The sequence below is a fragment of the Thermogemmatispora argillosa genome, from assembly GCF_059696725.1.
This window is the reverse complement of record NZ_AP019377.1, coordinates 2,861,349-2,872,712: the sequence shown is the minus strand read 5'-3', so window position 1 is coordinate 2,872,712 and position 11,364 is coordinate 2,861,349. Positions and strand designations below refer to the sequence as shown.

At 57.1% G+C, this 11,364-nt stretch carries 16 protein-coding genes and 2 tRNA genes; 9 read left to right on the top strand and 9 right to left on the bottom strand.

The window, feature by feature from the left end; all coding sequences use genetic code 11:
• Positions 1–93: 93 nt before the first annotated feature.
• Positions 94–165 (bottom strand) — tRNA-Lys (locus AC6H1L_RS11235).
• 832 nt (positions 166–997) lie between these two features.
• Between AC6H1L_RS11235 and AC6H1L_RS11230 the strand changes: the two genes are divergently transcribed.
• Positions 998–1,393 (top strand): response regulator, encoded by a 396-nt coding sequence (locus AC6H1L_RS11230; protein ID WP_069804783.1) that lies wholly within the window; start codon positions 998–1,000, stop codon positions 1,391–1,393.
• Between the two features lie 340 nt (positions 1,394–1,733).
• Positions 1,734–1,991, top strand: coding sequence for a YtxH domain-containing protein (locus AC6H1L_RS11225; protein ID WP_297160085.1), 258 nt, complete (start codon positions 1,734–1,736; stop codon positions 1,989–1,991).
• A gap of 301 nt (positions 1,992–2,292) precedes the next feature.
• On the opposite strand, the gene AC6H1L_RS11220 is transcribed toward AC6H1L_RS11225, so the two are convergent.
• The 7 genes from AC6H1L_RS11220 to AC6H1L_RS11190 all read right to left on the bottom strand — a co-directional run bounded on the left by AC6H1L_RS11220 (position 2,293) and on the right by AC6H1L_RS11190 (position 6,095).
• Entirely contained in the window at positions 2,293–2,547 is a 255-nt protein-coding gene (locus tag AC6H1L_RS11220; protein WP_497597599.1) for a hypothetical protein, read from the bottom strand.
• Positions 2,498–2,893, bottom strand: coding sequence for a carboxymuconolactone decarboxylase family protein (locus tag AC6H1L_RS11215; RefSeq protein ID WP_497597598.1), 396 nt, complete (start codon positions 2,891–2,893; stop codon positions 2,498–2,500). Before AC6H1L_RS11215 ends, AC6H1L_RS11220 begins: the two co-directional genes overlap by 50 nt.
• Entirely contained in the window at positions 2,894–3,130 is a 237-nt protein-coding gene (locus tag AC6H1L_RS11210) for a carboxymuconolactone decarboxylase family protein (RefSeq protein WP_497597597.1), read from the bottom strand.
• A 138-nt stretch (positions 3,131–3,268) separates the two neighbouring features.
• Positions 3,269–3,982, bottom strand: a complete 714-nt coding sequence (locus AC6H1L_RS11205; protein ID WP_497597596.1) for a Bpu10I family restriction endonuclease — start codon at positions 3,980–3,982, stop codon at positions 3,269–3,271.
• Positions 3,979–5,313: a DNA methyltransferase gene (locus AC6H1L_RS11200; RefSeq protein ID WP_497597595.1), complete on the bottom strand. Its 1,335-nt coding sequence runs from the start codon at positions 5,311–5,313 to the stop codon at positions 3,979–3,981. The genes AC6H1L_RS11205 and AC6H1L_RS11200 overlap by 4 nt, the downstream gene beginning before the upstream one ends.
• 295 nt (positions 5,314–5,608) lie before the next feature.
• A tRNA-Phe gene (locus AC6H1L_RS11195) sits at positions 5,609–5,681 on the bottom strand.
• A gap of 156 nt (positions 5,682–5,837) precedes the next feature.
• Entirely contained in the window at positions 5,838–6,095 is a 258-nt protein-coding gene (locus tag AC6H1L_RS11190; protein WP_497597594.1) for a helix-turn-helix domain-containing protein, read from the bottom strand.
• A gap of 414 nt (positions 6,096–6,509) precedes the next feature.
• On the opposite strand from AC6H1L_RS11190, the gene AC6H1L_RS11185 reads away from it, so the two are divergent.
• Positions 6,510–6,764: a hypothetical protein gene (locus AC6H1L_RS11185; protein ID WP_497597593.1), complete on the top strand. Its 255-nt coding sequence runs from the start codon at positions 6,510–6,512 to the stop codon at positions 6,762–6,764.
• Between the two features lie 84 nt (positions 6,765–6,848).
• Here AC6H1L_RS11185 and AC6H1L_RS11180 read toward each other — a convergent pair whose 3' ends face one another.
• Positions 6,849–7,091: a helix-turn-helix domain-containing protein gene (locus AC6H1L_RS11180; RefSeq protein WP_497597592.1), complete on the bottom strand. Its 243-nt coding sequence runs from the start codon at positions 7,089–7,091 to the stop codon at positions 6,849–6,851.
• Positions 7,092–7,229: 138 nt separating this feature from the next.
• On the opposite strand from AC6H1L_RS11180, the gene AC6H1L_RS11175 reads away from it, so the two are divergent.
• The 6 genes from AC6H1L_RS11175 to AC6H1L_RS11150 all read left to right on the top strand — a co-directional run bounded on the left by AC6H1L_RS11175 (position 7,230) and on the right by AC6H1L_RS11150 (position 11,360).
• Positions 7,230–7,466 carry a hypothetical protein gene (locus AC6H1L_RS11175; protein ID WP_497597591.1) on the top strand — a complete coding sequence of 79 codons (237 nt, stop codon included), beginning with the start codon at positions 7,230–7,232 and terminating at the stop codon, positions 7,464–7,466.
• Positions 7,467–7,493: 27 nt separating this feature from the next.
• A complete protein-coding gene (locus AC6H1L_RS11170; protein ID WP_497597590.1) occupies positions 7,494–7,769 on the top strand; it encodes a hypothetical protein in 276 nt (91 codons plus the stop codon).
• Positions 7,770–7,773: 4 nt separating this feature from the next.
• Positions 7,774–8,124, top strand: a complete 351-nt coding sequence (locus tag AC6H1L_RS11165) for a hypothetical protein (protein WP_497597589.1) — start codon at positions 7,774–7,776, stop codon at positions 8,122–8,124.
• Positions 8,125–8,574: 450 nt separating this feature from the next.
• Positions 8,575–8,910, top strand: coding sequence for a hypothetical protein (locus AC6H1L_RS11160; RefSeq protein ID WP_497597588.1), 336 nt, complete (start codon positions 8,575–8,577; stop codon positions 8,908–8,910).
• Between the two features lie 335 nt (positions 8,911–9,245).
• A complete protein-coding gene (locus AC6H1L_RS11155; protein WP_497597587.1) occupies positions 9,246–11,066 on the top strand; it encodes an NAD(P)/FAD-dependent oxidoreductase in 1,821 nt (606 codons plus the stop codon).
• Positions 11,067–11,360 (top strand): 4Fe-4S dicluster domain-containing protein, encoded by a 294-nt coding sequence (locus AC6H1L_RS11150; RefSeq protein ID WP_052891136.1) that lies wholly within the window; start codon positions 11,067–11,069, stop codon positions 11,358–11,360.
• Positions 11,361–11,364 lie beyond the last annotated feature (4 nt).

The window sequence follows — 11,364 nt, the reverse complement described above, 5'->3', positions numbered from 1 at the left end:
GAAAAAAACCAGCACCGCTGTGCTGTCGCATCCGGCCCGGATGGGTACTGCATCACATCAGGATACCGCAGGGGAGACGCCAGAAGAAAACAATGACCGCGGTGGGACTCGAACCCACGACCTTACGCTTAAAAGGCGCCTGCTCTACCGCTGAGCTACGCGGTCAGAGCTGGGAGGATTACCGCTAAGGGGAATACGGGAGTGAGTCCTCCTCGGCTCATCGCTAATGATATCATGCCTGTCAAGAAGAGCGGTGTGACAGGAGGGTTACCACCCTGGGTCTTAGCCGGCTAGCTGCCTGGCTTCGCGAGAGAGTGACGCCGACAGCTTAGCATCGGCGTGTATAATGAAGGGGAGAAGAGGAGAGGGCATCAATCTCGCCGATCCCCCCTCTCAGGCGCTGGCCCGCGACCTTGTCTTGTCTCAGGTGACGTGGTACACTTACCGATAAGTTCGAGTGGGGAGGGCGAAGGCTCTGATCATGCTCGGAAGGATCAAAGGCGCCCTCTTGACAAGGACCGTGTTTATGTATATCCTCATGTCGGCCTTGGGGCCGCCATTACCCACCGGTGGCAGGCCCTCAGCTCAATAGCGGGGCTGGTAGCGCCACATGAGCTAGCTCGATAGCTGCCAACAGGCAGCCAGGCAGCGGACCGCACTGGCCGGCGCTGCTGCTCTGACTGCAAGAGTGGCAAGTAAGCAGGGAAAAGCTGCGGTAGAAAGTAGGGGAGAAAGGAGAGCAGGCGGGCGCTGAAACGCCAGAGCGGCAGGGGCCAGGTCGCTATCACTCTCCTCGGTTGCCAGGCAGCAGAACCAGCGGACGGCCTGGCGGCAATGCAGCCGAGCAAAACGGCTTGCCTTTTCCTCGTTGAGCAGGTGAATTGTTCGTTCGGAACGGAAAGCGTATTGGAAGGACGGCTAGGCGGCGATTAACAGGAGGCGGCGTCTATCCCCGTTTCCCGGCCTGGCCATAGGCGGGGAGTTGCGCCGAAAGAACGTGACTAAGCACATACTCGTTGTCGACGACAAAAACGAGCTGCTGCATCTAATGCGGCGGGTCCTGGAAGACGAAGAGTATCAGGTCTCTATTTTACAGCACGGGCGTGAGACGCTGGCACGCGTCAAGCGTGACTTACCCGATCTGCTGATCCTTGACCTGCGTTTGGGCGACGTCTCTGGCCAGGAGATTCTGAAGCAGTTGCGGGCTGATCCGCTCACACGCGAGGTTCCAGTTATCGTCTACACCGCTGCTGTGCTAGAGGCGGAGCAAGTAAGCAAGCTGGTGGCAGAGCAACCGAGTTACTACCAGGGGGTGCATGTGGTGCAGAAGCCGTTTGAGCTGACCAACCTGCTGGCCCTGGTCCAGCAGGTCCTCAATGAGCCTGCGCATTGAGCGTGCCAGGCCTCCTTTGCAGGGAGACCAGTCGCTAACTGACGCTCGACGCCTTGTCCTTTCCCCTCCTGTCGTGGTACTGGTTGTCCACACCAGAGTCTGACAGGTACATCCGCGCGTACTATATTCAGGAGTCGAAACACTCCTCTGCAGCGGCGAGCTGGCGTCAGGAGAGGTAGTGTCTTGATCGTTTTCCCGCTGCTTGTTGGTAAGTTGCTTTTGTTACCACCCCTGCCTCTCCTTCGCTATTCTTTTGCCCGCTCACGCTCTATATTGAGAAAAGCAATAGCGAGCAATAAGTGAGAGAGCTTTCTACAGAAAGAGAGGACGGAAGAGATCCATGAAGTTTGTTGCCGGCTTACTAGTAGGTTTCGGGCTGGGCTTTGCCGCCGGCCTGTTGTTCGCGCCGCAGTCGGGCGAGGCCACGCGGGCCCAGCTCACGGAGCAGGGGCTGTTGCTGCGTGATCGCTCGCTGGGCCTGGGTCAGGAGCTGCGCCAGCGTGCTAACGAGGCTCTAGCTCAGGGGCGGGAGATCTACGAGCGCACCAAAGAGGAACTCAGCGAGCGCTATAGCAAGGCCAAGAGTGGCCAGCTCTAGGGCTGGGCTGGCGCTGGTGGAGGCGTCCATGCTCCCTGGTGGGAGCTGTTGACAGTGCGTGAGCCGCTGGGCTGGCGCTGAGCTGCAGCAGGCTCTCACAGGCTGCCGTGAGGAGCATGGGAGAAAGCGAGAGAAGGCAGGTGCTGTCTCTCGATGAAGCGCGGGGACAGCGGGCCTGCCTTCTCTCGTTTTTGGCTTGCTGAAGCGCTTAAGTCAAGGCAAGGGCTGGCTGGCTCCTGTGAGCTGGATCGACGGTTCACTTGTACTGTGCTTGCTCCCCGAGCTGGCGGGCGATGCTCGCCTAGGAGGAGCTTGGGCGATCGTATTGGCGAAGCAGGCGATCTACCAGGTTGCCAATTTCATGCCAGATATGGTGCTGATAGTCCAGCATGCGCGCCTGGTTCAGATCGAACTCGCGGTTGCTGGGATCGCGCTGGGCATGCTCTTCGAATTGGCGCGCCAGCGTCAAAGAGCGCTCGCCGCGACTGTGCAAGTAGCGGGACAGCTCATAGAGATCCCTGATCAGTGCCTTCAGTTGTTCCTCGCTCGTGGCCATAGGCGTCTGTATCCTTCCTCTCGGCGGCGCGCGGTTGAGCTGGCCTCTCGCCTTTGGAACGAGCGGGCGGCTCAATGCGCAGCGCATCCGCAAAGCGGTTGAAGCAGTTGAAGAGGCCGATCACCATCGCCAGCTCAATAATCTCTCCGTCATCGAAGTGAGCCTGCAGCTCGTCCCATAGCTCTTCATCGATGTCCCGGGCGGCAGTTGTCATCATCTCTGCGAAGCGCAGAGCGACCAGCTCACGCGCCGTAAAGAGATGGCGGTGAGTATCGATGTGATAGAGCGCATCGAGCAGCTCTTCGCTGACACCTAGCTGCCCTGCCAGGGCAGTATGGGCAGCCATTCAATAATGGCAATAGTTGACCTGAGAGACGCGGATCGCCAGTAGCTCTTTCAAGCGTGGGTCGACGCTGCCGCTGCGCATGACCGTTTGCAGTAGCTGCATGGTCTGGCGTGCCACTGTGGGCCGGTGCGCCATGACGCGAAACAGCTCGCCCATTGTGGCAAAGGCCTGACTGGCGTCGTTCTCCTGGTCTTCGGGCCAGAGCTGGCTGTCTTCAACCGGCGGGATGCGTGCCATAAGACTCTCGTCTCGTAAGAACAGAAAGAAAGATCTGACCTGCTCTTTGGCTTTGTGATCATTCTAGCGAAAGGCCAGTCTTGGGTGCAAGCGCCTGGCTATGGACAAGGGGAACGGCTGATCTGAGCCTGGCTCGGATCAGAAGTACCCCTGATCAAGGACAGTTTCCTCATCCAGTGTCTCTTGAGAGAGGCACTGATCGATGTAGTTGATGAATAGCTGAAAGACCTCTTCCCTGTACGGGTGGCTCTGCAGAAAAGCAAGATAAGTTTCTTTGAGGCTTTGCCGCCCCTGATAGGTGCTGAATTTCTCACGTGTTGCCGCGCTGATTCTTTTGGCTTTGCGGAGGATCAGAACTTTGTCAATAGGAGTCGTGCCCGTGTTAATAGGCTTCATATCTAGCCACTCGCAGCGGAGCGAGAGGCCACCTGCAGGCGCCCTTCTGGTCAAACTGGACTCGAACCAGATGGCCGAGAGGCTTTCGACTGGTCCAAGGCGGATATCGGTGGGAAGTTTGTGACCAAGCAACGCCTGTACCAGGCGAGGAAGGAACTCCTCAATGATTGAGTTGTCTAATTTGGTTTGGCCCTTCTGGCGATAAAGCCAGTCATGGGGGCTGTCAAAGATCAGGTTAAGGTCGAGGCGTAGTCTATATCCGTTCAGCTCGCTGACCATGCGATGGAGCAGCTTTTGTGGCTCATCTCTGTATTCTACCTCAATTGATTCTAGATGAGAGATCCAAATATGATAATCCTGGAGCGCCTTTTCAACCAGCGGCTGATCATCGCGCGGCAGCTTCTCGTTAAGAAGTGTAGCGATAAGCTTATCGCGGTGAGGAGTGGGAAATTTCATAGAAATCCTCCGCTGGCATGCTCAGGCTTGAAAAGAGGAGAGAGATGGACACAGCAGGCTTTTCCGATCGCCGCCAGAATTTCTCCGGCTAGAGAAGAATTTTTGTAATTTTTTTGAAATGCCTCAATTAATATACATATAGCCAGAGAACGGGCAAAATCTTCGTTGATTGGAGGAAGGACGGCAGACGATGTTAGATGAAGTACATCCTCGTAGATGATCTCGCCGAACTTGTTCAGAAATTTCCGATCCTCGACCGAGGCTAGCTGAAAGCCGGCTCCTCCCAGGGCCAGGGCGGTGATCAGCCTGCTATTGCCAAGCCGCACACCGCGAATGGTTGACTCGCGGCCTATGACGATAATCAGGCGCCCATTCTCGCTAAGTAAGCGGTGCATTTCTCGCAGAGCTGCTAGCATGTCTAAGGCGTACTGAATCACTGTTAAGAATCTGTTTTGGCGGTGTTTGCGGTTGGCGCCGATCTCTGAGTGGGCAATGGTGAGAAGGTTCCAGCCCAGGCGCTCCATCGCGGCTCGGCTGTTCTGGTGATAGTTGAAAACATTGATATAGGGAGGAGAGGTCACGATCAGTTGAACGCTCGTATTGGCCAGGGGTAGGGTACGGGCGTCACTATGGAAAACATCATATTGGGCGGTGCTATAGGGTAGATCTCTGATAATCGCAGCCTGCTCATAGAAAGATCTGTACCAGTTATTTTTCCTTCTTTTGGTTTGATTGTCAAAATATCCTATTAATGTGTTAGTTAATATAATTCTCAAGAATTGGTCTTCAGTTTCTCTTATTAGGGAAAATATCGTTTCTTCTGGGGGAGGAGCGTCATCATCGAGCTCATATTCAAGATTCTCAAGGGAGAAGAGATCTCTAAAGGCGGGCTGCATGGCCGTCTTTAAGAGTGATTCCGCCTTCTGGATAAGCTGCAGGCGTTCAGAGGGGGTCAGGCGAACAAAGTAGACGGTCCGAGACAGCGCCACTGCCGTTGGATTGATATCCGCTGCGTAGCAGCTCAAGCCCTGGCGGGCCGCCTCAAAAAGAGTTGTGCCGCTGCCTACAAAAGGGTCCAGGACAACAGCGCTCTTCCCGGCATAGCGCTTTAGAAGCAGCTCGACGAGCTGGGGAGAGAACTGACCGCGCCACGGAAAGAGGCTGGTGCGCTCCCTCCTCTGCAAGTCAAGATGGCCTGCAGATGTGCGCCAGCCCTCTTGCAAAGAGGAGGTCGCCTGTTCCAGCAGCCTGATGCTCGACAGCAGCATGTCCCTGGGTATACTCTTCTCTATAGCTGCATCAAGGAGGCCCTGGGAAGATTTCTGATACATAGTGCTGCTCCAATAACTCGGAACTCCTTGATTTTTTTCACTCTGACTCGCTACCTTGCCCGTGGGGAGTAAGAGGAGCCTTAGCTCCATCGGTGGAGTAGGGCAATGATGGCCCTACAATCGCTGCAGGCGAGGAGAGCAGCTCCATTCTGCCATGTGCGGATCAGCCTGTCAACTGGCTGTACAATAGTCTCGACGTGGCCGGGCGGCCTCAATGGCAGCAAAAAACCAGGGGAAAAGCAAAAGGCCAGCAATGGATGAGTCACCTCACCTTGCTGGCCCATTCTCGCAGAGGTGCCAAGGGACGGAATCGAACCGTCGACACCAGCATTTTCAGTGCTGTGCTCTACCAACTGAGCTACCTTGGCGTCGCGGCTCGCTCTGGAGCCGTCTGAGCATCGTTGATGATGCTGGGCTACCAATACAGAATGCTGATGTCATTGTACACACCACGTTTGCGGTTGTCAAGAGGGGAGTTCACTGGGCTGGTGGGCGAGCAGGACGCGGTCCTCAGCCAGCGCGTCTTACTCAGGGTCTGGAACTTGCTCTATCAGGTCCTCGATGGGAACGCGCAGCGCTTCTGCGACTTGTGCCAGGATGGCGTAGGATGGCTTGTACTTTTCGGGTTCTCTAATCATGCGGCGGATCAGCCCCTGCTGTACCCGGGCTTGCTTGGCAAGCCAGGTCTGAGACTTGCCCTTCGCTTCTAAGACTTCTTTGACCCTTAGCCGATACATGCGTCGTTGGGAGTCCTGTCCAGAAAAATGGTTCTCTCTTACCATACAGCAAGCCTTGTCAACTGACTAGTATCGATTTTGCCAGTGATAGATAACCGGTATTGCAACGTGTTTGATATCACGCTATAATACTACTGTAGTATTATATACTCCCCCGATTATCCTGAGAAAGGAGCTTGGGATGAAACGGATACGCTTGCAGGGGTTGGGTGATGATGGCTTAGACCGTTACAGGGTAGAGATCATCTCTGGTGAGAGACGGGTTGTGTTGCCGCCCACAGAGCGCATGCGCCAGCTCGCATGCGATCCCATTGTCCTGCGCAAGATATTTGGTCTGGAGAGGTTTCGCGTGGTGTGTCAGCGTTACCAATATATCCCGCTGAGAGGCTGGCAGTGCATTGGGGAATGGTCATATGTCTATAGCGCCGTAGTTGCTGCTCAGGAACACGGGAGGTCACCATGTCACTGTCGCTGAAGGGGAAGCGCATCCGCTATGTCGTAGACGGGACACGCAAGCTCTATTGGGAAGGGATCGTTGACCTGGCCAATGACCACTATCGCTATGCCCGTGTCACCGTCACGACCAAAGGCTATGAAGGACACGTTGAATGGGTGGCCTATGACCAGATCATCAGCGTGCGCTCAGAGCAGGGGCGCTGGATGGGATACCGCTGCAACACTGAGCAGTGCTGTGCTCTCCCCACAGCATGCTGATGTCATGCTACACACCATTTGCCCTTGTCAAGAGGGGAATCCGCTGGGCTGGCCTTGCTGGGTTGCAGAGACCCAGTACGTCGGCTAAGAGGGCGTTGGGGGTGAAGGGGCTTCGTCCTCGTCGTCTGGCAGCTCTTCGTAGAGATCCTCAATGCGCACGCGCAGGGCTTTCGCTATGCTCACCAGGGTCGGGAGCGTCGGGTGATACGAGGTCGGCTCCCGTATCATCCTCCGTACAAGCGCGTCGGGAACCTGGCTCTTGCGCGCCAGCCAGGACTGCGTTTTCCCCTGCTCTTCAAGAATCTCTTTGACCTTCAGTCTGATCATGCAGGCCAGGATGCTTCCCTTGAGGTTTGGACTGGGCCTAGCTTAGCATAAGAATTCCAACTAAGCTATCCGAATTGAAATTCAGAATTTTTTATGGTAATTTCTATTCTCAGAATAATTGTTCAGGGGAGAGTTGTGATGAAGAGAAGCCGTTTGTTGAGACTGCGCCCAGAGCCGGAAGCGGCCAAACGCATCACTGTCAGCGTTGAGCAGGGTCGGTCATTTCACCTGCTGCCAACACCGTATGTGCTTAGCCACGTGCACCATGACCCCAAGGTCTTGCGGAGATGGTTTCCCGTCACACTGGGAAGCAAGAGCTATGTGGTCAGGCTGGTTGGCGAGGGCTGGCAGCAAGCCTTGGCCGTGTCGCATTAGCACGGCCTTCGAACACAGGAGGTCACCATGTCGCTGTCGCTGAAAGGGAAGCGCATCCGCTATGTCGTAGACGGGACACGCAAGCTCTATTGGGAAGGGATCGTTGACCTGGCCAATGACCACTATCGCTATGCCCGTGTCACCGTCACGACCAAAGGCTATGAAGGACACGTTGAATGGGTAGCCTATGACCAGATCATCAGCCTGCGCTCAGCGCGGGGGCGCTGGGTCCCATTTTCGTCCTCCCCACACTTCTCCCAAAACGCTTCAGACCTCTCCCAGCGCAACCTGAGAAAGGAGTAGTACAGTGCAACACCGCTCCTATAAACTCGCCAGAGCCATCTTTCTGGCCCAGCCGTCCAGGTACCGAAAGCGTCCCTGGAGGTTCAACATCTATCTCACTGCCTGCAAGCACGACGATGGAGGCTGGACCTACTGGGTGGTCGGAGAGACGCCCACGCGCTCAGTCGACGAAGCCATGCGCTTCTTTCTGGCAAAAGTCCTACGCATCCAGGAACGTGGCCAGGCCGATGGCATCCGCCTGATAGCCATCTGGTCAGCCCTGGCCGATCACATCGCCCTGAAACGGCTGGTCGCACTCAGACAGGAATGTATCTATCATAGCGGATCGGAAGCCGACCTAGAAAGCCCTGACTAGCGCCACGGCAAGCACTGCATGAGCTGCCAGAAGGGGCAAGATCCTGCCAAACGGCCAAACCAAAAGACAGCACCGCGCGGAAAGGAAGAGCGGCCCCTGACGCGCTGGCCAAAGCCAGGCATCCGCTCACCAGTTGACAGCCGGCGCAGGCGCGCCGGCGCTTGACCCCTCGCGGCCTCATCCTGCCGCGGCGAACTGAGCAATACCTGCGGTCGAAGAGTCAGGCTGACGTCAGTGCTCCCTGAGAGCAGAGAACATAGCGATTGTGCCACTACCCCTGTTCCCGGGGAAGCACGTCCTTCCCCCTCTTGCCCTAAGCGGCTTCTCTTCGGGATTCGAGCCGCGCTACGCTAAGACATTCTGGCTAATTTCACGGCGGTACCGTACCCTGCGGAATACCTTGATATAAAATACTCCTATGTATGGATATGAATTTCTGGGCTAGCGATCATGATTTCTCCGCGTAGCACAGCAGTCATTTTCGTCATGCTCCTGGTCGCGATTCTATCGCTGGCCTGCATCAGTCCGCTTGCCCTGTTCAACCCGATGGTCACCCAGGGGCCCGGTGTAGAGCACGCCGATGGCAAAATTGTCGCGATTCAGCCAACCGATATGAGCTTTGTGCTCCAGACCGCCAGTGGGCAGCGGCTGCGTTTTCTCTGCGTCGAGCGCTGTCGCCTGGCGCTGCAGCATATGGAGCGGCACCTGCGGGAGAAAGCGCATACCGATGTCTACTACTACCCGCAGACCGCGGGCAAACCCCCGGTGGCCTTTCAGGTAGATTAGCTGTCGCAAACGCGCGGGAACCAAGACCCTCGCCATCTGGTCCCGCTCGGCGCTCGGGGCCTGCTCGCCCAAAGTACAGTCCAGGCAGCGCGCAGGTAGAGACGCCAGAGCGTAGCGGCGCGATTGGCAAGACGATCATTTTGACGGCGGTGGTAGCGATGGGGCGGATAGCGAGTAGAACAGACCGATAGGCAGGACAATCAGGACGAGGTCGCCACCAGTTGAGCTGACCAACCAGACAGGGAAGAACGAGCCGAACAGGGCAGGCCTGGCCGGCGCTGCAAGACAGGAACCTGACCAAACTCAGGTGATGGGTGAGCACAGATAGAGGAGATATGAGACAGGATCAAGCAGGTCATCGGGCACTCGTGTTCAAAGGGACTGAGCCGCCCAGTATTGATCGTGCTGATATCGTGATTGTCGGCAACGGCATCGCCGGTTTAACGGCGGCCATCCAGGCGCGGAGCTTCGAGCCTGATGCCCGCATTGTCATTATCACCGACCAGAACCATCCCACGATCAATACACCCGCGCTCAAGCAGTTCGCCGTCGGCAAACTGACCCGTGAACAGTTGCTGGCCTATCCTCCCGGTACAGAACGGCAGGAGCGTATCCATCTGATTCACGCGCGAGTCGAGAAAATTAACGCCCAGAGCAAGTCTGTAACCCTGGCCAATGGCAACTCTTTTGGCTATGGCTCACTGCTTCTGGCCACCGGTAGTACGCCGACCGCGCTGCCTGCCAGCCTACCGGGACGCGACTTCGACGGCGTACTGACATTGCACCGTCTTCAAGATTATCTTGACCTACGGCGGCGCCTGCCAGAGGTCGAGGAAGCCGTAGTCATCGGCGGCGGAGCCCACGCCTGTGAAACAGTCATGTGTTTGCTGCACTGGGGCATTCATGTCCACTGGTTAATCCGCAGCGCTGTCCTGCTGCCTCGCATGCTAGACGAGACCGCATCAGAGATGGTGCTAGAGCGTATCAGGCAGGCCGGGGCCAGCGTCTACACCTCGACCGAAGTCGTTGGCATTGTGGGCCGCATGGGCAGCGTGATCGGCGTGGTCACCAATCAGCAGCAGTTTATCCCCTGTCAGCTCGTCGTCGCTTGTACAGGCACGAAACCGGTGACCGAGCTGGCAAAACACTGCGATTTACCTCTCAAGCATGAGAACGGCATTCTTGTCGACGACCATCTGCGCAGCAGTGTACGCGATATCTACGTAGCCGGCGACGTAGCAGCTCTGAAAAACCCGCTCACTGGCCGCTACGAACCGCGCGCCCAGTGGTACGCTGCTGTGGAGCAAGGCCGCATGGCAGGAGCAATGATGACCGGTCACCGTGAGGCCGTGCGTCCCTTCGGCGTCCCCTGGCACGCCACACACCTGGGCGACCTGTCGATGCTCTATGTCGGCAACCCTCTCCAATCGCCACCTGGTTCCTATGTCCTGACCGATACCAGCCGTGGGGGCTATCGCCGTCTCTTGCTGCAGGGTGAGCGCTTAATTGGCTATCTCTCGCTTGGTCCCATGCAACCAGATAGCCTGGCGATCAAGCGTCTCATCGATGAAGAGCTGCCCGTACGCGATATTTTGAAAGGCCTCCTGAAGGGCGAATTTGATGCTCGCCAGTATTTGAGCCGTCGGCGCACCTATACCGCACAGGATCTGGTGACGAGCGGGCGTCTGACCAGCGTCAAGCCTGCCGCCATCCAGACTCAGCCCCAGCTCCAGCAGACACCTGAGCCAATGCCTGCCGTGCGTAGCAGCACGCCGGCGCCGGTTGCTCGAGCGGCTCAGCCTGCGCCTCGCCTTCCGACCACCGAGCAACTGCCGCCGCTCTCTACCGGGCCGGTTGGTACCCCTCAGCGAAGCCAGACTTCGATGTCGGCGGCCAGCGCCTCCCGCTATTCGATCCTGCGCGAGGAGGAAGAGATCAGCCCTTTCACCGGCAGCCTGCCGGCTCTGCCAGAGCCTGGGCAAGGCGGGCCACGCTTGAACTCTGGCAACCTGCCAGCTCAACAAGAGCAAGGCCAGGGAGGCCGACGCAACCTCTGGGCCTACAGCGACCCTGCACTGCCCGCGTTCCCTCGCCGCAGTCCGGCCCAGAGGCAGCATGTGCGATCCTACAGCGAGAGACAGGAGGGAGGACGTTAAGTGCGTAATCCTGTCCTTTTGCATAAGACCGCTTCTCAGGTTCAGCAGGAACTGGAAGCCTGCATCGGCTGCAATGAGTGCCTGCTAGCTTGTCCAGCGCTTGACGAACCCCTGACGATCGATGTCCTCAATCGCGAGACCTTTGGCGGCCCGATCTCGGCCCCGGTGGCGCGTTTTGCGCGCTCCTGCTATCAGTGTGGTGCTTGTGTACCTCCCTGTCCGGTTGGCCTCCATCGCGATGCCATGATGATGTGGCTAAAGATCCGTCTGTACCGTTCTGGAGAGGAGGATTGAACTG